19 protein-coding genes and 1 tRNA gene are annotated in these 21701 nt (G+C 36.5%); 6 read left to right on the top strand and 14 right to left on the bottom strand.

The genetic code is table 11. The features are described from left to right. Positions 1-3: 3 nt before the first annotated feature. The 3 genes from selB to HXY53_02500 are packed head-to-tail and all read right to left on the bottom strand — an operon-like array spanning position 4 to position 4507. Positions 4-1884 (bottom strand): selenocysteine-specific translation elongation factor, encoded by a 1881-nt coding sequence (selB, locus tag HXY53_02510; GenBank protein NWF75436.1) that lies wholly within the window; start codon positions 1882-1884, stop codon positions 4-6. Position 1885: 1 nt separating this feature from the next. Further along, positions 1886-3010, bottom strand: coding sequence for an aminopeptidase (locus tag HXY53_02505; protein NWF75435.1), 1125 nt, complete (start codon positions 3008-3010; stop codon positions 1886-1888). A 3-nt stretch (positions 3011-3013) separates the two neighbouring features. Beyond that, complete coding sequence (locus HXY53_02500) at positions 3014-4507, bottom strand: amidophosphoribosyltransferase (GenBank protein ID NWF75434.1); 1494 nt, start codon at positions 4505-4507, stop codon at positions 3014-3016. Between the two features lie 107 nt (positions 4508-4614). On the opposite strand from HXY53_02500, the gene HXY53_02495 reads away from it, so the two are divergent. From HXY53_02495 to HXY53_02475, 5 genes are all read left to right on the top strand, one after another. Then, positions 4615-6015, top strand: a complete 1401-nt coding sequence (locus HXY53_02495) for an L-seryl-tRNA(Sec) selenium transferase (protein NWF75433.1) — start codon at positions 4615-4617, stop codon at positions 6013-6015. Between the two features lie 125 nt (positions 6016-6140). After that, entirely contained in the window at positions 6141-7049 is a 909-nt protein-coding gene (locus HXY53_02490; GenBank protein NWF75432.1) for a PAS domain S-box protein, read from the top strand. A gap of 19 nt (positions 7050-7068) precedes the next feature. Beyond that, positions 7069-8865, top strand: coding sequence for a PAS domain S-box protein (locus tag HXY53_02485; protein ID NWF75431.1), 1797 nt, complete (start codon positions 7069-7071; stop codon positions 8863-8865). Next, positions 8862-9248, top strand: a complete 387-nt coding sequence (locus HXY53_02480; GenBank protein ID NWF75430.1) for a response regulator transcription factor — start codon at positions 8862-8864, stop codon at positions 9246-9248. The genes HXY53_02485 and HXY53_02480 overlap by 4 nt, the downstream gene beginning before the upstream one ends. After that, complete coding sequence (locus tag HXY53_02475; GenBank protein NWF75429.1) at positions 9245-11692, top strand: PAS domain S-box protein; 2448 nt, start codon at positions 9245-9247, stop codon at positions 11690-11692. The genes HXY53_02480 and HXY53_02475 overlap by 4 nt, the downstream gene beginning before the upstream one ends. Positions 11693-11743: 51 nt before the next feature. Here HXY53_02475 and HXY53_02470 read toward each other — a convergent pair. Together HXY53_02470 and HXY53_02465 are read right to left on the bottom strand one after the other, a co-directional pair. Then, a tRNA-Sec gene (locus HXY53_02470) sits at positions 11744-11841 on the bottom strand. Between the two features lie 25 nt (positions 11842-11866). Then, positions 11867-12562: a hypothetical protein gene (locus tag HXY53_02465; protein NWF75428.1), complete on the bottom strand. Its 696-nt coding sequence runs from the start codon at positions 12560-12562 to the stop codon at positions 11867-11869. A gap of 171 nt (positions 12563-12733) precedes the next feature. Here HXY53_02465 and HXY53_02460 point away from each other — a divergent pair, with 171 nt between their 5' ends. Continuing rightward, positions 12734-13075, top strand: a complete 342-nt coding sequence (locus HXY53_02460) for a hypothetical protein (GenBank protein NWF75427.1) — start codon at positions 12734-12736, stop codon at positions 13073-13075. Between the two features lie 10 nt (positions 13076-13085). On the opposite strand, the gene HXY53_02455 is transcribed toward HXY53_02460, so the two are convergent. The 9 genes from HXY53_02455 to HXY53_02415 form a co-directional block, all read right to left on the bottom strand. Further along, entirely contained in the window at positions 13086-13796 is a 711-nt protein-coding gene (locus HXY53_02455) for an endonuclease V (GenBank protein NWF75426.1), read from the bottom strand. A gap of 32 nt (positions 13797-13828) precedes the next feature. Then, the gene (locus HXY53_02450) at positions 13829-14620 is read right to left on the bottom strand and encodes an acyltransferase (protein ID NWF75425.1); all 792 of its coding nucleotides are present in this window, start codon (positions 14618-14620) and stop codon (positions 13829-13831) included. A 9-nt stretch (positions 14621-14629) separates the two neighbouring features. Continuing rightward, positions 14630-14944 carry a divalent-cation tolerance protein CutA gene (locus HXY53_02445; GenBank protein ID NWF75424.1) on the bottom strand — a complete coding sequence of 105 codons (315 nt, stop codon included), beginning with the start codon at positions 14942-14944 and terminating at the stop codon, positions 14630-14632. After that, complete coding sequence (locus HXY53_02440) at positions 14937-15452, bottom strand: methylated-DNA--[protein]-cysteine S-methyltransferase (GenBank protein ID NWF75423.1); 516 nt, start codon at positions 15450-15452, stop codon at positions 14937-14939. Before HXY53_02440 ends, HXY53_02445 begins: the two co-directional genes overlap by 8 nt. After that, positions 15424-18474: a diguanylate cyclase gene (locus HXY53_02435; protein ID NWF75422.1), complete on the bottom strand. Its 3051-nt coding sequence runs from the start codon at positions 18472-18474 to the stop codon at positions 15424-15426. The genes HXY53_02440 and HXY53_02435 overlap by 29 nt, the downstream gene beginning before the upstream one ends. Beyond that, positions 18446-19450 (bottom strand): response regulator, encoded by a 1005-nt coding sequence (locus HXY53_02430; GenBank protein ID NWF75421.1) that lies wholly within the window; start codon positions 19448-19450, stop codon positions 18446-18448. The genes HXY53_02435 and HXY53_02430 overlap by 29 nt, the downstream gene beginning before the upstream one ends. A gap of 84 nt (positions 19451-19534) precedes the next feature. Continuing rightward, positions 19535-19756, bottom strand: a complete 222-nt coding sequence (locus HXY53_02425) for a DUF3553 domain-containing protein (GenBank protein ID NWF75420.1) — start codon at positions 19754-19756, stop codon at positions 19535-19537. A gap of 106 nt (positions 19757-19862) precedes the next feature. Then, on the bottom strand, positions 19863-20612 hold the full coding sequence (locus HXY53_02420) for an energy transducer TonB (GenBank protein ID NWF75419.1): 750 nt from the start codon (positions 20610-20612) through the stop codon (positions 19863-19865). Then, positions 20609-21700: a geranylgeranyl reductase family protein gene (locus HXY53_02415; GenBank protein NWF75418.1), complete on the bottom strand. Its 1092-nt coding sequence runs from the start codon at positions 21698-21700 to the stop codon at positions 20609-20611. The genes HXY53_02420 and HXY53_02415 overlap by 4 nt, the downstream gene beginning before the upstream one ends. Position 21701 lies beyond the last annotated feature (1 nt).

The following is a 21701-nucleotide window of genomic DNA, read 5'->3' as shown; positions in this document are numbered from 1 at the left end:
TCATTACTCTTTCAGCAATAATTTCCTTATATCCCCGACCCTTAATGTAATCTTATTTGAATCAAGGTATTCGAGGAATGGCAGGGCGTATTTTCTTGTTGTGTTGAGTATGTCCCTGAACTCTGCTACGGTCATTTCAGGCTTTTTGCTAAAAAAAGCCTTCAGTTTCTCAATCATGTTTTTAAATACTGTTGAAGGAATATATAATGATTCATTGATCCTGATAATGCTCCCCTCTTTTGCCATGAGATTAAGGATATCTGTTAGTTTCTTTTGTTCCATCTGGAGAGATTGATATAATTCTTCTCTTGTTAGTGGCTGGAACCCACTTTTTTCTAACATCCCTAAAATTTTTGCTTTGAGGGTTTCGTCAACCTGTGATAGTGCAACACGGAAAGAAGCTTGTCTAACCAGTTCTTTCTCTATTACAATCTCTTTGATCGATGTCAGCAGATTCCCGAAAAGTCTTGGTTCAATATTAATCTGTGCTCTGAGCTCTTCTTTTGTCATCCCTGGTTTTAAGGGATTTTTTTTATGAAAGTCGTTCAGAGACTTCATGACATTTTCTTTAAAGGTTTCATAGATATCGCTGTGAATCAGGATGTCTTCAAACTGCAAAATGATTCCTTTTTCTTTCAATGAATTTATTGCTTTTCTTATGGATGGGATTTCTTCCTTGATCCATCCCTCAAGTAATGATAAGGTTTTTCCGTAAATACCTGCCTTTTGTATTTTGATTGCTATCTTTTCTTCGAGAGTTCCTTTTTCAAAAATCTGTAAATCATCCGTCCCTTCCTTCTGACCCCGACGTGAAGGCATTGAATCAAGAATTTCACCACCGCCTATAGTATCCACAGGTGAAAATCTTCTTATTATATATCTATCGCCGGATACCGCAATAACCGGTTCTCTTAGTCTGAACTGGCAATAGCAATTTTCACCTGCCTTAATCTCATTCCTGCCATATAGAATGATCCTCGCTATTGTTTCTGATGTGCCTAAATGAAAATGAACAAGACTTTTATTCTTAAGGACAGGGGCAGATAAAAGCATTTCCACTTTGGCATCAATCTTCTTTGTCGGAATGAATTTCCCTGGTATTACTACAGCATCTCCTCGTTTCAATGCCTCCTTGTCAACCCCCTGAAGATTGATTGCCACCCTCTGTCCGGCAAGTGCGGTCTGAAGTGGTTTCCCGTGGCTGTGCAGTCCCCTGACCTTGCTCTGAATATTACTTGGAAGTATCTCAACAGCATCATCAACAGAAAGAGTCCCTGAGACAGCAGTGCCTGTTACAACTGTCCCGAACCCTTTCAAAGTAAATACTCTATCAATGGGCAGCCTGAAGAGACCTTTAATTGGTTTTGCTTCAACTTTTAATGCTACCTCATGGATCTTGTCTTTCAAGAGGCCAATATTTAACATGGTCTTTGAAGACACAGTAACTATTTCTGCTTCTTCAAGAAAAGTGCCTTTTACAAAACTCCGTACTTCATCCAAAACAAGATCAAGCCAGTCCTTTTCAACAAGGTCTGCCTTTGTGATTGCAATGACTCCTGATTTAATCTTGAGTAAATTGCAAATTGAGAGATGCTCACGGCTCTGGGGCATGATGCCTTCATCTGCAGCGATGACAAGTAGAACCAGATCTATACCACCGGCTCCTGCAAGCATATTCTTTACGAGTCTTTCGTGACCCGGGACATCTACTATGCCGATGGTAAGTCCATCAGGATAACGGAGGTCTGCAAACCCAAGATCAATGGTTATCCCTCTTTCCTTCTCCTCTTTCAGCCTGTCAGGGTCTATCCCTGTCAAAGCTTTTACAACAGAGCTTTTACCATGATCTATATGACCTGCTGTTCCGAGTATTACGTTACGCATATCAACAGAATAATCTGCCTCTTTTAAGTATATCTCTCCTGCTGCCGTCTTTATTAATAAGTGTCACAGTCGGTTTGAAGAACACAAAGTCCTGATGAAATGGAGTTTTAACCCTGCCGCCAAAAGAGCTGTTATCGCCGAGAGCAATATGGATTGTCCCGAGAATCTTCTCTGATTCAAGGATATTATCAGGTCTTCTTGCAGCTTCATTCGTGCCGATCCCAAGCTCTGCAATATTTGCATTCTCTTTTCTTTCAGCCAGCTTAGATTTGAGATATTCTGCATAGATATCACTGCCTGAAATATCAACGACTGATCCATTTTTAACAATAAGTGTTATCGGTGACTCCAATTGTCTTGTTGGTGCCCACTCGATAATAAGTCTTCCATGTGCTGTCCCCTCGAGAGGAGCCAGAAAAGCCTCGCCTGCTGGAAGATTTCCAAAAGAGCCAGGCTTGCTGAGAATCCCGGTATCTGCTAAAGCCTTTCTCCCTTTTTTTGAAAAAGAGAGAAAGGTGCCATTTGGAGTTCTTATCTGAATAACCTCGGCTAAACTGACAATTTTTGAGACCTTTTTTGTCCTCTTTGCTAATTCATTCCAGTCTACATTCATAGAACCTTCAAGCATGGATATATCAAAAAGGGGCATACTTGCATACCTGCATCCACATATCCTTGTCAGAAAATCCCTGAATCTCGTATGGCTTGTAGAATAATTGGATAAAGCTATAACACAGTCTACGGCATTAGTTCTCTGTTTTGCAATGATTTCTTCTACTTTTTTGAGATCATTATCATGTATGGTTTTTTTCAGGAGGGGATTATACAGATTTTTTTTCTTTAAAGTCTCTATTGCCTTTTCTCCAAAAGCAAGCCTCCATAATTCTTCAGGGGGTTCAGCACCATGACTGCCTGTAGCTAAATATTCGCAAGTTATTATTGATTTACAAAGATTCTTCCCGATCTCTGATAAAAAAAATACAAGACAGCTGAGCTTTAATCTTCTGTTAATATCAACCTCGCTTATATCTTCTTTATCCGAGACCCTATCATTGAATAAAAGAACATTTTCATGTTTTTTTACACCGAGATTGACTCTGAAGATGTCTCTAAGAACATTTATCACGGTCTATCTGAAAAGAAATTCCATCTGTTTTAAGTGTTCTCCAGGAAAACTGATCGGGTAATTAAAGTCAAAACATGCAGTGCAATAATTATGAGATTCTGGGACTATTTTCTTCAGTCCCTCGAGACTTAAATAAGCAAGTGAGTCAGCAGTTACATATTTCCTGATCTCTTCTAAGAGATGAGTAGAAGCGATGAGTTCTTGCCTTGTAGGTGTGTCAATGCCGTAAAAGCAAGGTCCTATAGTAGGTGGAGAGCTTATTTTGAGATGTACTTCTTTTGCACCCCCTCCTTCCCTGAGCATCTTTACTATCTTCTTGCTGGTAGTTCCCCTGACAATAGAATCATCTATGACTATCAGCCTTTTACCCTCGAGGAGTTTTCTTACAGGATTAAGTTTAATCTTAACTCCAAAATGTCTGATACTATGCTTGGGCTCTATGAACGTCCTTCCAACATAATGATTTCTTATAAGCCCAAAGTCCAGCGGGATTTTGCTTACTTCTGAAAATCCGATGGCTGCAGGAACACCTGAATCAGGGACAGGAATAACAAGATCTGCACTGACATTAGATTCTCGTGCAAGTTGCCTCCCGAATTCCTTTCTCATCTCATTAACATTCAGTCCTCCAAAAATATTGCTGTCAGGTCTTGAAAAATAGATGAACTCGAATATACAGAATGCTTTTCTGAAGTTGTTAAATATCTTCATTGATTGAAGACCTTCATTATTTATTATAAGTAATTCTCCAGGTTCAATATCTCTTATATAAGTTGCACCAATGAGGTCAAAAGCACAAGTCTCTGATGCCAGAACATAAGCACCGTTTTTCATACCAAGACTGAATGGCCTTACACCATAAGGGTCACGAACTGCAATGATTTCTTTCTCTCTTAGAATAAGCAGACTAAAAGAACCATTTACCTGAGTGACAGCATTAGCCACCCGTTCATAAAAATCATTACCCTTTGAATGTGCGATAAGATGAACTATTACTTCGCTATCTGAAGAAGATTGAAATATGGCACCTTCTTCTTCAAGTGAACTTCTGATATCTACTGCATCTACAAGGTTTCCATTATGTGCGATTGCAAGTGTCCCGAGTGAGAAATTGGCAACTATAGGCTGAACGTTTTTAAGGACACTGGTTCCAGCGGTAGAATAACGATTATGCCCTATTGCTATATTTCCGGGTAGTCTTCTTAATCTTTTCTCTGTGAATATATCAGCTACGAGCCCCATTGATTTTTCAATAAAGAGTTGTTTTCCATCAGAGGAGCAAATACCTGCTCCTTCCTGCCCGCGGTGTTGAAGTGCATAGAGTCCTAAATAGGTGATATTCGATGCCTCAGGATGTCCATATATCCCAAAGATTCCACACTCTTCATGGATATCATGAAAAAAGTGCTTTTTGTTAAAAATATTCTTCACCCCTCCTTTTTTTAAAAAGGGACTGAGGAGAGTGCACTTTTTCAAATTGCACGACTCGTGGGACATAGGTTATTTATATTTTAACATATATTGTTTTTTCAAGAACTGGGAAAATCAATCTACAAATTGCATTTTCGGGTTGACCTTATTACAATTCTATGGTAGAAAAATACATGAATGAAAATCAGAAATTGCTCGCCACTTTACCCTCTGTTGACGAAATACTGAAAAGTAATCAGGGGGTCGAATTATTAAATGCCTATCCACGGAGATATGTTATTCAAGCTATTCAGAAGGCAATTGATATAAGAAGAAAAAAAATCCTTAAGGGAGAACCTGTTGATCTCTCAGAAGAAATGTTAACCGCTGATATAGAGGTCATTGTTAAAAGACTTTCTTCATTTAGTCTTATCCCCCTTATCAACGCAACCGGTGTGGTGATTCACACAAACCTTGGCCGTTCACTCCTCTCTCGAAGTGCACTCGAAAATATCAGAATTGTTTCAGAGAGCTATTCAAACCTTGAATACGATATTGAAGAAGGTAAAAGAGGAAAGAGATACACCCATGTTAAAAGAATTCTTAAAGAGGTCACTGGAGCTGAGGATGCGCTTGTAGTTAACAATAACGCTGCGGCAGTTATGCTCTGTCTTAATACCATTGCAAAAGGTAAAGAGGTCATCGTATCACGTGGAGAACTTGTAGAGATAGGTGGCTCGTTCAGGATACCTGATGTAATGAAATCAAGTGGTGCGACACTGCATGAAGTCGGAACTACAAATAAAACACATCTTTCTGACTATGAAAAAGCTATAAATGAAAACACTGCACTTATTCTTAAAGTGCATAAATCTAATTACAGAATAATCGGGTTTTCGGGTGAAGTGCCAATTGAAGATCTTGTAGGACTTGGTCAAAGATATCATATTCCGGTTATGTTCGACCTCGGCAGTGGATGTATTCTTGATTTAAGAAATTATGGAATATACGATGAACCTGCAGTAAAAGACATTATAAAGTCAGGTGTTGATTTGACAACATTCAGTGGAGATAAGCTTCTCGGCGGGCCTCAGGGTGGTGTTATTGTTGGAAGAAAAAAATATATTGAAGAGATCCAGAAAAACCCTATAACAAGAGCTGTTCGTATAGATAAGTTAACCCTTGCCGGGTTTGAAGCAACACTAATGGGCTATGTTGATGAAGAAAAAGCTATAAAGAATATCCCGACTCTCAGGATGTTGCTTCAGAAGCCTGAACAGATAAAAGCAAGGGCTAATAAAATTGCAAAAAAGCTGAAGAAAGAAATAAATAAAGCTAAAATAAGTGTCATAGCAGATACATCGAGAGCTGGGGGTGGTTCACTTCCTGAGAAGGATTTCCCAACATATGCAGTTGCCATAAAACCTTTAGAATTAGAAATATCTGTGAATGAGCTTGAAGAGAGACTTAGAAAAGGAAATCCTCCTATCATTGCTCGCATCAGGGAAGACATACTGATACTTGATGCAAGGACAATACAGGATAAAGAAATCCCTTTTCTTGTTAAGGGAATTAAGACTGTCCTATCAGAATAACTCCAATAACCTAAATCAAGCGATAAAATTCCTCGCTCCGCTCGGAATGGCATTTACTTTTCTCTTGATTTCATAATTGATTCAGATATAATTAATTTTACGGATAGAATTTAGGAGGTTATAATATGGGGATACCGCTTAATGTATTAATAGTTGAAGATTCAGAAGAGGATGGCCTGCTAATTCTACATGAATTGAAAAACGGAGGCTATGATACCTTATATAAGAGAGTTTATACTCTTGAAGCAATGTCAAATGCACTTGATGCACAGTCCTGGGATATTATTCTATCTGATTATCAGATGCCGAATTTCAATGGGTTAAATGCCTTAACCCTTGTGAAGGAGAAAGGAATTGATATACCTTTTATTCTTGTATCAGGGGCTATTAGCGAAGAGATGGCAATAGAGGCTATGAAAGCCGGGGCACATGATTTTGTCCTGAAAAATGATCTTTCCCGTCTTGTTCCTGCTATAAAAAGAGAATTAAAAGAAGCAAAGATACGAGAGGAACGAAGACAAACAATAAAAGCGCTGAAAGAGTCTGAAAACCTATATCGTACTATTTTTGAAAATACAGGAACAGCAATGGTAATTATAAATGAAGATACAAGAATAGCACTATCTAACATAGAAGTTGAAAAGATATTTGGATATAAAAAAGATGAACTGGAAGGTAAGAAGTCCTGGACAGAGATTGTGGTAAAAGAGGATATTGACAGATTAATGGAATATCATCGTTTAAGGAGAATAAAAAGTGATCTTGCACCAAGGTCTTATGAAACAAAGATAATTGACAAGCATGGTAATATCCGAGATGTCTATGTAAATGCAACTCTGATTCCCGAGACAAAGCAGACCTTAGCATCACTTATAGATATCACAGAGAGAAAGAAAATGGAAGACGAACTGAAGAGAAGAGTGAAAGAACTTGAAGATTTTTATGAGATGGCTATAGGAAGGGAATTGAGGATGATAGAATTGAAGGAAGAGATAGAGAGACTGAAAGAGGAATTAGAAAAATATAAAAAATAATTTTGAGGTTATTTTTGATATGACTGATATGAAAAAAGGACGGATTTTAATTGTTGATGATGAACCCGAAGTTCTTAACCCTTTGAATGAATTCTTGATAAAATCAGGATACAAGGTATCAGCATTTTCATCAGTCAAAGAAGCCCTTGAAGCATTAAAAGCACACGAATTTGACCTGCTTCTGACTGACCTCATCATGCCTGAAATGACCGGTATAGATTTTCTTAAAGCTGCTTTTGAAATAGACCCTTTGCTCGTTGGAATTGTAATAACTGGAAAAGGGACGGTCAAGACTGCTGTAGAAGCAATGAAGACAGGTGCATTCGATTACATCATGAAACCTGTGGAATGGAAAATACTAATACCGGTTATATCTCGTGCATTGGAAGTTCGCTTTTTACGAGTCAGAGAAAAAAGATATCGCTCAATTGTTGAGGATCAGGTAGAGCTAATCTGTCGTTTTCTTCCCGATGGAACGGTAACATATGTGAATGAAGCTATCTGCCGTTATTTCGGGAAAAAACATGAGGAACTTATCGGACACAGTTTTATGCCTTTTATCCCGGTAGAAGATCATGAATTTGTAAAGAAACAGATATATTCTCTCAACAAGGATAATTCTGTCATAACAATCGAACACCGCGTTATAGCACCTAATGGAGAAATCCGCTGGCAAAGATGGACAAATCGTGCATTATTCGATGAGCATAGCAGGATTATCGAATACCAAGCAGTAGGTCATGATATTACAGACAGGAAGAAGATAGAGGAATCGCTCAAGCTGTCAGAAGAAAAGTATAGATTACTCATTGAAAATGCTAATGAGATAATAGTCGTTGCTCAGGACAATATGCTTAAGTTTGTTAATCCAAAAGCAATAAAAATCATGGGATTTTCAGAGCAGGAACTTATGTCCAGACCGTTCATAGATTTTATTCATCCTGATGATAAAGAGATGGTATTGAACAATCATCTTAAAAGACTCAAAGGAGAGAAGATTCCTGAAGTCTATCCTTTCAGGATTATTGACAAGAACGGAAATACTAAATGGCTTGAGATAAGTGCTGTATTGATTATATGGGAAGGAAGACCGGCAACGCTAAACTTTTTGAGTGATATAACCGAGCGTAAACTGGCTGAGGAAAAACTGAAAAATTCCTATATGCAGTTACGGTCTCTTTCTATACGACTCAGTGAAGTTGAAGAAGCTGAAAAGCAAGCACTGGCAAGTGAATTACACGATCAGATAGGACAGAATCTCACAGTATTAGGTATAAATCTAAATATTATTAAATCATTATTAGGCAATAAAGAGAATGCGGAAATTCTGTCACGGATTGATGATTCACTTGCTTTGTTAAATCAGACAAACGAACAGATACGGGATATAATGTCAAATCTAAGGCCGTCACTAATCGATGATTATGGTCTCCTGGCAGGATTACGTTGGTATAGTGAACAATTTTCAAAACGGACAGGCATAAGAGTAGAAGTAACAGGAGAAGAATTCGATCAACGACTTGCAAAAAACATCGAAACTATACTATTTCGCATTGCACAGGAAGCGCTCACTAATATAGCAAAGCATTCCAGAGCAGACAGTGTAACAATTAAATTGCAGGAGACAGATGGTATAGAACAGCTCATTATCGCCGATAATGGAGTTGGTTTTGACCCAAACGCTGTCAGGCAATCAAAGGAACCTAAATGGGGTATTATCACAATGAAAGAAAGGGTTCAGGCTATAGGAGGCAATTTCCAGATTAAGACTAAGCAAGGAGATGGTACAACACTAATCGTAGAGATAAAAAAATGAAAAATAAAACTTTGATTAAAGATTTACTATTGATAGTTGAAGATCACGATGCGTTACGTGAATCATTACAAAAGTGGTTAAGCACATTTTTCCCTGAACTTGATTTCTTAGAAGCAGGCTCAGGCGAAGATGCATTGAATCTGGTGAAAGAACATAAACCAGGTATTGTTTTAATGGATATTAAATTGCCCCAGATGAGCGGGATAGAAGCGACCAGACAGATAAAAGAGATGCTGCCGGATACCAACATTGTTATTCTTTCAATGTATGATTTCATTGACTATAAAACTGAAGCATTAGCTGCAGGAGCAAGTGCTTATGTTGCCAAAAACAGAATGTATTCTGAACTCGTCCCTATTATCAAAAAGTTTTTATCTTCATGAAGACATCTAAAAAGGCAATTAAAAACAAAAAAATTCAGCAGGAAAAAATTAAAAAGATAAAATGCTGGGAATTCTATAAATGCACAGAGAAAGAATGCCCTGCCTACAAATCAAAAAATCTCAAATGCTGGCTTTTTACAGGAACATTGTGCCGAAATGAAATCCAGGGGAAATTTATTGAAAAGATGGAGATGTGTGTAGATTGTAAGGTTTTCAAGAAAAATATGGATTCAGCAGCAATCAGAGAAAGCTGTAAGGTTTTTAATAAACAGTTAAAAAATTTTAGAGAAATTATTAATAAGAAAGAGAATAAGAGAGAAATGGAACTGGAGAACATCAGTTTAGAATTAGCAATAGGTTTGTCAGAAGTTTTTGAAGCATTGAAAAAGATTGCAAAAGGAGATCCAGCAGTAAGAATCTCTGAGGCATCAAATCTTGAACTGATTTCCATTCTTAAGCATCTAATAAATATTACAGCAGAGAACATTGGAGAAATAGTTGAACAATCTCATGAAATTGTCATTGGTATTACAGAGCTTTTCGATGTAATGCACAGGGTTTCAAAAGGAGATTTAAAATCAAGAGTAACCGGACAATCTCAAGTAGAGATTCTTGAAGCGGTTAAGAATGTAACAAACCACATGATTGAAGAAATCGATAGAGCGATTAAACAACTAAAAGCATCTGAAGAAGCAATTCGGAACTTAGAAGAAATCGAGGCATCAATACTGGATGCTATTCCACACGCAGTTATAGGGCTGAAAGAACGAAAAATATTTTTTGCGAATAAAGCAGTGGAAAAAGTATTTGGCTGGCAACCAGAAGAATTAATCGGTAAAAAAACAAAGGTATTATATAGAAATGATGATGAGTTTGAGGAAATCGGGAAAAAGTTCTATCCAGTTCTGGAAAAACAAAGAATTTTTAGTAGTGAATTTCCTTGCCGTAGAAAAGATGGAAAAGATATTTTATGTATGGTAAGCACCTCTGTGATTGGTAAAGAAATGCAAGAAAAAGGTATTGTTGTGCTTTATGAAGATATTACAAATCAAAAAATTATGCAGAAAAAACTTGAAGAAAGCGAGAAAAAATATATTGATCTTTACCAGAATGCACCAGATGGGTATCATTCATTAGGACCTGATGGAACTATTCTTGAAGTAAATGAAACATGGTTAAAAATTCTCGGTTATGATAGAGAAGAGGTTGTAGGTAAAATGAACATAAAAGACCTTCTCACAGTTGAAGGCAAGCAAATATTTCAAAGAACATTTCCTCTTCTGAAAGAGAAAGGTTTTATAGAAAATATTGACTACCATTACAAAAAAAAGGACGGGACATTAATCCCTGTCATAATCAATGCGACTGCCATATATGATGATAATGGTAAATTCTTGAAGAGTAGAACTGCCGTTAGAGACAACAGCGAAAAAAAGGCATTTGAACAAAAACTAAAATATGCAGCAGAAGAGTGGAGGGCTACTTTTGATGCAATGCCATATAGTATATTGCTACTTGATAACGACTTATCTGTTATAAGGACAAATATTAATGCTTCTTCTCTTTTCAATATGCCTTTTAAAGATATAATCGGGAAAAAGTGTTATGAGTTATTTCCCGAAAATAATGAGCTTGGAGATTTTTTGAAAAGCATTATCTTAGAGAATGATATACAAACAAAAACATTTGAATACTATGATCAAAGATCAAATAAACACCTGCTGGTTCAAAGCACGCCAATTAAATATTCGGAAATTACACCACATTTATATATACTCTCCCTGATTGATATATCAGAACTGAAAAATAAAGAAAAGAAACTTATACAAAGCCGAGATGCATTCCTGAATATGCTTAAAGAAATCGATTTTTCGTATAAAGAACTTCAGCAAATTTATAACGGTCTTATTCATGCCTTTGTAAACGCAATAGATGCAAAAAGTCCCTGGACTAAGGGTCATTCTGAACGTGTTACAAAATATGCTTTAGCAATAGCCAGAGAGATGGGAATTCATAGAAAGGATATTGAGAATCTTAGGATAGCTGCACTTCTTCATGATATAGGTAAGATAGGAACATATGATATTATTCTTGATAAGCCCGGGAGACTGACTGATGAAGAATTTGCACTTATCAGAATGCATCCCTCAAAAGGAGCTGAAATACTCAAGCCTATAACACAACTTAAGAATTTATTACCTGTAATTAAATATCATCATGAAAGACTGGACGGTAAAGGATACCCTGATGGGCTTCATGGTGATGAAATCCCTTTGCTATCAAAGATTATTTGTGTGGCTGATTCCTATGACTCTATGACATCTGAAAGACCATACAGGCCTGCCCCATCAAAAGAATATGCTATCTTAGAGTTGGAACGTTGTAGTGGCACCCAATTTGATCCTGAGGTAGTCAAGGCATTTCTAAAAATTCTGAAAAAATAAAAGAAAAAATACAGATATTGCAAAAAAGAGATTCATGTGATGACTATCTAATGGCGGGAGCGTGTGGGAATCGAACCCACCCTGCCCGTTTGTAACAGGCAACACTGGATTTGAAGTCCAGGAGGGACACCAGAACCCTATACACTCCCAAAATATAAATGTATATTAGAACAATTAAAGAATCATGTCATCAGAGAGCTTCTTCAGGATCACAGAGATAAATGATTTTATTAGTTTTCTGTCAAGGCCTCTGTCAAATGTATCGATGAATGTATCAGATAGCGCTGACCAGATTAGTTTATCATTCTTAGCATTATAAAGATTTGTTTCAAGAACAACTATTTCATCTTCAACCTTATAGCCAGGTGTTGATATACAGTCATAACAATCATGATAATATCTATACCAATCGTAGTAATATACAGGCGGATAGTAATAATAATCAGTTGTATTATCATCGGATGGATATGGTGGAGGTAGAGGCGGTGGTGGAGAAGATATTCTTTCTGGTGGATAATATGTTTCAACTCTCTTTTTATCTATGAGTCTTGTAATTATAATTCCATCTATATTTAATTCTTTAACTTTTGCCTGGATAATATCTTTATCCTGAGGGCCCTCAGATGGAAGAATGGTATAGCTTGAAATCCCTTCGACCCCTTTTGCTTGTAATTGTCTGACAAATTCATCTTCAAAAAGTCTCTTTATTGCTGGCTTGTCCGAAACTCCGATAACAAGGACTTTTCTTATTTGTTCACCCTGATAAGCCGGGTCTCTCCATACTGATGTTAAAGTCGTTGTTGCGCAGGACATCAGCGCAAAGAGGGTTATAAATACAAATACAGATAAGATTTTTCCCCCGTGTTTCATTTTTGCCTCCAGAGTTTTACTGTTAAATCTTCCTTTTTTTCAGCTTCAATCATGGATATTAGTTTAAATAATATAAAGGCATTATTTATTAAAAATACTATAAATAAAATTATAAAAAATTACAAATACAAGCTATATCAGGCTGTTATTGTTTATAATATAAGGAAAAATATGAATATCGAAAATTATTCATTTGGCAAAATAACGATTGATGGTAGACAGTATAAGTCAGATGTAATTATCTATCCGGATAAGGTCGATTCATCATGGTGGAGGAAGGAAGGCCACAAGCTTCAGATTGCTGATCTAACAGAGGTAGTCAATTCAAGACCTGAAGTGCTTATAATTGGTACAGGTTATTCAGGAGTTATGGTAGTCCCGGAAGAAACAATATCATACCTCGAATCAAAAGGCATTAAAGTATATATCGAACGAACGACAAAGGCGGTTGAATTGTTCAATAAGCTACAAAAGAATAGAAAAGTAGTGGCAGCATTACATTTGACATGCTGAAACAAATTATTTAACTCGATATATCCCCCCTTAGTCCCCTCTCATTTTTAATTCTTTTCGATAAAATATCCGCTCTTCTCAAAGGTTCAGGTATCCTAAATTCTCCTGTGCATTCGAGAACTATTTTAATTGATGTATTTAAATCAACTCTGTGCCCAGGAGAGACAAATACAGGGTTTACATTATCTCTCGTTCTGAGGACTGCTCCTTTAATCTCTCCTTTGAACATCAGAAGAGATAAATCGCCCTTTGTCTGCCCTGGTTCTTTATAGTAACCAATTAATTTAGACTTTGCACATCCTACAGAAGGCATATCAAGAAGAACTCCAATATGGGATGCAATACCCAGACCTTTAGGGTGTGCAATTCCCTGACCATCAAAGATTACTACATCAGGCTGTGTCTTTAGACTTTTAAGAACATCTATAATCGCGGGTCCTTCTCTGAATGAAAGAAACCCCGGGATATAAGGAAATATCAACTTATCAATTATGAATTTATCTTCAACTGGAAGAAGCTGTGGGAATTTAAAAACACAGGCAACACCGATAACCATATCATTAATAAAAGCTGCGTCAACTCCTGCAACGAATTCAGGCTTTTTTCTTAAGGGAGTAATTTTTACTTTATCTCTAAGTGCTATCTGTATATTTTTAGCTTCTTGAATATTTTTTGGCCAACTGAATGATTTCTGGCCGTTATAGTATTTAAATCCTTTCATTTCAGGCTGTTCGAAACTCTTTCAGAAGAAGATCAATTTTTATATAATTTGGGTCTTCTGTCTTCAAATAGATTGTTGAAAGGATTCAGTGCCTTATCTCTTGCCAGCTTATGGTCAATTTCTGCACTTAATAAGACTTCCTGATTTTCTGATGCTTTGACAAGAATTTTTCCTTCCGGTGTAACAATAAGGCTCTGCCCGATGAATTTAAGTGTCTGTCCACTTTTCCTGCTTTCTATACCGATCCTGTTTGAGGTAATTGAATAGACTCTGTTTTCAAGACATCTGATAGGCATGGCAGTCGGACAAAATGGTAAAATAAGATTCGAGGGGTGTGCTACTATATCCGCGCCTATAATTGCAAGGGTTCTCATTGATTCAGGGAAAAACCAGTCAAAACAGATCATTATGCCGATTCTTCCTATCTCCGTATCCCATACCTTAAAGCCGGTATCCCCAGGTTCAAAAAAGAGTTTTTCTTCAAAAAAGAGATGTGTTTTACGATAAACCCCTATAAACCCATCTGGCCCTGTAAAAATTGCACTGTTAAAAAATTTATCTCCTTTTTTTTCAGGTAGTCCTGCAATAATATAAAATCCTTTTTGATGTGAAAGTTGTAAAAGGCTTTCTGTTGTTACACCATCAGGTATATTCTCTGAAAGCTCTGCAACCTCATCTTTTGAAATAAACTGGTATCCTGTTGCAAAAAACTCTGGGAGAACAAGAAGATCAATGTCAGCATCTTTTGTAAATAAAAAAACCTTTTGTATATTTTTATCTTTTTTACCAAATACAGGATCAAATTGAAAAAAGCCAGCTTTCATATAAATTTATTAGTCAGTTACATCCTTTAACCACTTCAGATAATCCTCAGACCCTGCAATAATTGGAATCGCAATGATCTCTGGAACTGTATAACTATGAAGTTCTTTAACCTTTTTAACGAGTGAATCAAAAATATGCTTTTGAGTCTTTGCTATCATCAATACTTCAGAATCGTCCTGAATTTTCCCCTCCCACCTGTAAATAGAGCGAATATCTTTTATAATATTCACACAACCTGCAAGTTTATTTCCGATTAGCTCTTTCGCAATTTTCACAGCTTCATCCTGATTTGAAGCAGTTATGAAGATAAGAAGTTCATCCATCAGCACTACTCTCCATTTTGGCAAGCTTCACATAATACTCAATATCCAGCAATCTCCTTTTTATATCAACTCCTGCTGAATACCCGCCTATTGAACCGTCAGATTCTATTATACGGTGGCAGGGAAGAATTATAGGGAGGGGATTTCTGCTTAAAGACTGACCAACTGCACGTGATGCGGTTGGTTTTCCTATCTTTTCAGCAAGCCATTTGTAGGTTCTCGTTTCTCCATAGGGAATGTTTTTTAGAGCGAGCCATACCTTTCGATCAAACTCTGAACCGGTTAAAAAAGTTATCCTCTGTGTAAATTCTTCATTGCCCTGGCAAAAATATTCCTTAAGCTCTTTTTTTATTTGATATGGGGCATTAGATTTTCTCATTGATTGTTTGGGTTTCTGGAATTCAATGCCTATGAGATTTTTTCCATTAAAAATAAGATAAAGTGTACCTACAGGGCTTTCAAATTTATCGTAGTAAACATCAGTATTGCTCGACCTTTTCTTTTTCATCCTGCTCTTTAGAATACACCTCGACCCTGTCTCCGCCTTTATTAAAAGCGCGTGCAAGGGCTTTTTCGGCATTTAAAATTAGTTCTTCAGTTGTCTGCCCATCGATAAAAGTAATACCAATACTTGCTGTTAGATGTCCTTTGGGTTGTGAATCTTCAAAAACAAAGGGGTAATTTTTTATAATGGCATTAAATCTGTTGCCCATGGAAAGAGCTGCTGAAACAACTGTGTTGGGAAGTATAATTGCAAAAGAATCTGCACCATAGCGGACGACAACATCAGAACCCCTTATATTTTTTCTAAGAAGTTCAGCCACCTTTTTAAGTGCAAGATTGCTATAATACTCTCCATATTTTTTCACATAATGGTCAAAGAAATCGAGATCGAGAATAAGCAGGTTCAAAGGTAATTTATATCTCGTTGCTCTTTCCACTTCCTGTGCAAGCCTTATTTGGAAATATCTGTGGCTGAATACTCCAGTCAAGCCGTCTATCAGGCCAGCCCTTCTCGGATAGAGTATCTCAAGTTCTTTTATGTGTCCTACAAGTTCTTTTGTATCAAAGGCATATTTCTGAACAATCCTCTCTATCTTTCCAACAAGTGAAATTCTGTCCTCGACAGATATATCCCTCTCAGTTAGTATAAATATAGGGATATCCTTAGTAGAAGGATTTTCTTTTATTTCATTAACAACATCGAAACTTAATTTGTCAGGCAGACTGAAATCAAGGAGTATAACCGCAGGTCTTAATGCTGTAGCCAACTCAACGCCTCTTTTGCCATTTGATGCTGTATAAATTAAAAAGCCTTGAGGCTCAAAAACTTCTTTAATATAGTTTGTTACTTCGTCTTCTGATTCTATAATGAGAACAGAAAGAGGAAGGACCTTTTTGCCTTTAGAAACGTTTATCTCCTCAAGCTTCGAAATAAGGACGTCTTTATCTAAAGGTTTTATAAGGTAATCTGTTGCACCAAGTGCAAAAGCGAGGTCTTTATTATCAACAATAGAATGAATTATTACTGGAATATCTGAAGTTAGTGGGTCACTTTTAAGTTCCTGTAAGACCTCCCATCCGTCTTTTTTAGGTAACAGTACATCCAGTGTTATAGCAAAAGGCTGTAATTTTCTTGCCTTCTCAATCGCTTCTTCGCCGTCGAACGCATGTGCTATTTTATATCCTGCCTGAGTGAGGTGCAGGGTTAAGAGTTCTGAGGTTGAGAAATCATCTTCAACAATAAGGATAAGTGGTGCTTCTTGTTTCATCCATGGGAAGTTCAGGTTTATTGCTTCGACAGGTTGTATATCTATTGACGCAACAGGAGATGTAATAGGAATGATAAAGCTGAAATTACTGCCTTCACCAAGTCTGCTTTCAACACTGATGGTGCCTCCATGTAGTTCAACAAGTTTTTTCGTGAGCGCAAGTCCAAGTCCCACGCCGCCGAGTTTCTTAGCGAATGTTGAATTTGCCTGTCCGAACTCATCGAAGATCTTTTCTCTATCTTCAGGGCTTATCCCAATACCTGTATCCTTTACTGAAAACCTTATGAACTCGAGAGCAGCAGGTGCACCCTGTATGCGTCCATTTGTATTCTGTTCTTTCGTTACAGATACACTGATCATACCTCCCTCAGGTGTGAATTTAATCGCATTCGAAATAAGATTATAGAGGATTTGTTTCAATTTTACTCTATCAGCTGTTATTGTATTAATGTCTTCACCAATTGATAGCGTTATTTCTATAAATTTGTTTTCTGCAAGTGGATTCATAATATTAATAACCTCGTAAAGCACTTCATCAACTGGAAAAGTCTCATATATCATTTCACATTTGCCAGCTTCTATTTTGGAGATATCGAGGATATTATTTATGAGTTCAAGAAGATGTTTCCCGGACATATGAATATTTTTTATATAACGTTCCTGTGTTTCAGTAAGTTCTCCAAATGTTCTATCGAGAATTACATCTGAAAATCCGAGAATTGAATTTAACGGCGTCCTTAGTTCATGGCTCATGTTTGCTATAAATCTGCTCTTAATCTGATTTGCATATTCAAGCTGTTTGTTGATTTTTTCAAGTTCTTCGGTTCGATCAATTACCTTTTTCTCAAGATTACCTTTTAGTTCTTCCAGTTCCTTCGTTCTCTCAGTGACAGCCTTCTGCAAATCCTGCACCATGCTATTTTTATCAACAGAAACGCCAGCAAGGCCAGCTAAGATATTTAGAATAGATTGTTGTCTGTCAGTGAATCGTCTGGGTTTGAAATCATCTATATAGATTATGCCAATGACTTTTTCCCTCAGTATAATAGGACATGCATACACTGCTCGTATCTTTTCGCTAATCAATGCAGGATTATTTTTCGTGAAATCATCTTTCAAGGTATCATAAATAGATACAGGTTTTTTATTTCTTAAAATCTCATCCGTCAGACCTCCTGGCAATACAGTCCATGATTTAATTTCATTAAACTTTTTGCTGAGTCCTTTTGATGCAATTAAATTTATTGTGCCATTTTGATACAGGACTATGCTTCCTGCCGGTGCTTCTATTAACTGTAGGGCATTGTCAAGGATTTTTTGAAGGAAAAAATAATTATTATCAGATAAACCTAACCTTGAAATCAGGTTGGTAACCGCATTAAGATTCTCTATCGTTTTTTGAATCTCGATTCGTGCTTTTTTCTGTTTCTCTATGATCTCCCAGATAAGACGTGCTCCAACCCCTTCAATTACCTCTATTTTGTACCCGGAAAGTTCACGTATTTCTTTGCTGAGTTTAACATCTCCCGATATATTAATGACTATTTCAGGATTTATGGATAAAATGGATTTGATATCATCAAATACGGGAATGTCCCATTTGTTGGCAAGAATTACACCTGGTGACTCCTTATTCTTTTCGTATATTCCTACGATTTCTGCGTTAGGTTCACCACGAATTAGCGAAATTAAGGCGCTTGCCCCTATATTACCTCCTATTATTGCTAATTTAACCATCGAATCTATATCCTTTTTCAATCAAGGAATCCATCATTTCAAAAAAATACTTAAGAAGTTCTGTGTCCCATTGTCCAAGATGTTTTTCATCTTTTATTGTCTGCAGGGCTGCTTTTGGTGATTTCCTGCCACGATATGGTCGTACAGAGACCATGGCATCAAAGGTATCAACAATTGATAATATCCTCGCCATTAAGGGTATTTCCTGTCCAGCAAGTCTATCAGGAAAACCTTTTCCATCCCATCTCTCATGATGATGTCTTATTGCCGGTAGTATTTTTTTCATTGAAACAAGAGGTCTGCAAAGCTCTTCACCTAAAATTGTATGTCTTTTTATGGCTTCAACCTCTTCTACAGATAAAGGACCAGGTTTACGTAGTAGAGATTCACTCAAGCAGATCTTGCCTATATCATGAAGTATACCAGCTTTTTTAATAAGCTCTTTGTCTTTTTCGGGAAATCCAAGAAATGAAACAAATTCAACTGAGAGTTTACTGACTCTTGTTGAATGCCCCTGTGTATAAGGATCTCTTGCTTCCATAGCAACAGCAAGAGTCAAAATAATATTCTCTGAGTGGTCAAGTTCTTCCTGGAGGCTCTTTAATTTCAATAAAGATTTTATCTTTATTACAAGTTCTGTTGTATCAAAAGGTTTACTGATAAAATCATCTGCGCCTGATTCAATACCTTTTATCCGGCTTTTCTTATCAGAAAGAGCTGTTAATAATATAATGGGGAAAAATCTTTTACCAGAAATATTTTTAAGTCTGCTACATAGTTCGAAACCATCTATCCCTGGCATCATAACATCGAGCACTGCAATGTCAATCCCTTGATTTATAAATATTTCTATAGCTTCAGAAGCACCGAGTGCTGTGTAAACTTTGAATCCTTCTTTTATGAAGATAGCTTCAAGAAGTTCAAGATTGGATGAAACATCATCCACTACCAGGATAGATGGTCTCTCCTTTTCAATAAGACAAGTAAAAGAACTCATTAAAAAAATTTAACCATTAGTGGAGAAATTTGTCAAGAAAATTAAATTAAAATGATGTGTTACGTTAAATACTTAACCTTATTCTTAAAATCTTGTGATTCTCAGACCAGCATAATAACAACAACACTCATGATCGAGGTCATTAATAAAAGTTCTTTCGATTCCATCCTGAAACAGCACCTTAACAATACAAATTCCACCAGGCAGAGAAGAATGTTTTTCTTCGATAACTTCACCATCACCCCACACACTGTAACGCAGGTGTGTGACGATATCACCAACTTTCAGATATAATCTCGGTTTCATTAATATATAAATAAATAAAAAATTAACCCGAAAAATGCGTTTAAAATATAATGCAGATGTTGTGAAGAGTTAAATAAATTTTTGCGCTATATCTTTATTTTTCAGGTTAACGGATAAAATATCCGTAAATAGTATAAATAAAATGACCTACTATTGTATAGGTTTCTATTCCCCAGTCATCAGGTAATGGCCAATATGGTGCTCCATCTTTTAGCGCTTTTAAAGCAGCATCATCAAGGTTTTTATGTCCTGATGTCCTTATGATTTCTATTGATTCTAACCCACCATTTTTTTTGATGCTGAATTTTATTAGAAGATCTCCATATATTCCTTTAGCTGCAGCATCTGGAGGATAGACCCATATGCTTTCAATTCTTTCTTTTAATTTTTTATTGTAGAGTAGGAATTTATATTCTTTTGTATCAAAGGTAAAGGTTTTCTTAGTATTTTCCATTTCTTCTTTTTTTGTATCTCTCTTTGCAATATCTCCGATGATATTCTTATCAAAGAGTTTTTCCTTGCTTAGTGGTCTTGAATGTTCTTTAACCGTTTGAGATTGGTCTAAGCTATCAGCAGGTTTTTCCTTTTTTAAAGAATAAGGTGTTTCAGAAGGCCCTACCATTTTTGTAATCGGTTTTAGAATTTCAGGAGCAGGTTGTTGAAAACGATGGGACTTTTTTTCTGGTGTTACAGGAATAATTGGTGTGTATGTTAAAAGTTCATCCGGAGACACAAGCCTCGTGAAGAATTCTTCCGGCAATTTTTTTGTTTTTGTTGTAGGAATGTAAAAGATTATGGCAAGTATGATTAGAGAATGGAGAGCAAATGAATAAGCAAAGAATCTTTTTAAACTCAACTCAAAAATTTTCCAAAAAGATTGATATAACTCAGAAGGCTTCTTTTGCTTGAATCCTTATTAATCCAGAGTTTTAAGGATGCCTTCTGTATTTTGGCATCTTTATGTATTTTAAACATTCTTTCTGCTGAAGCATCGTCTTTGAGAAAGTATGATTTTAACCTGTCCATAAGAACAAATCTCTTATAGAATTTAGATTTCCATATTTTCTTATAATTTTCAACCCTACCCTCTATAATTGCTCTGGCAGCAAGCTCACCTGATTTCATTGCATAATATATACCTTCGTAAGTTAGCGGTAATACCTGGCCGGCTGAATCGCCAACAAACAAAACTTTACCAACATTGTATACATCACCTTTCCAGATAGGTATTCTGTATATCATTTCAGAGCCTTTATATTTAATACCAGTTCGTTCCTTAAATCTTTCGAAAAAAACTTTAATCTTTTTTTGTTCTAAACAGCCAGTCCCTAAAGATATTCCATCAGCAGCAGGAAATATCCAGGAATAAAAATTAGGAGCATGAGAGGCGCTAAACCAGAACTCACAATTTTCAGTCTGTAATCCCTTTATGTGTTCAACTATTGCATACATACATAAGGGCGGTTTCATTCCGGTTGATCTTCTTACCTTTGAATTGATTCCATCTGCTGCTATCAAATATTCTGATTCAATCTGATATTGAACCCCTCCTATTGTTATTTCAGATCTGTAAGGGTTTTCTTCTTTAAGTGAAATAAATTCTCCTTCTATAACGCGTGCTCCATATTTTTCTGCCTGTTTCCGCAGGATATTGTCAAATTCACCTCTTTTAACTATAGCAAGGTTTTCACCTCCCAGAGAAATTTCAAGAGTTTCACCTTTTGGGGAGACAATCTTTATTTTCCCCACCTTTTTCTTTATTGCTGTCTCCGGGATATTGAATTCATTGAATGCAATTGCTGGCATACCTCCACCGCAAGGTTTTTGGAAAGAGAAATTCTTTTCGAGTAAAATGACTTCTAATCCATTTTCAGATAGAACCTTTGCTGTAGTAGCTCCTGCAGGACCTCCACCAACAACAAGCACCTTTGTTTTGAAGACCATA

It is taken from the genome of Nitrospirota bacterium (assembly GCA_013388455.1).
Taxonomy (GTDB): Bacteria; Nitrospirota; Thermodesulfovibrionia; order Thermodesulfovibrionales; family SM23-35; genus JACAFF01.
Note: the sequence above shows the minus strand (reverse complement) of the source record. Positions and strands in the feature narration are given on the sequence as shown.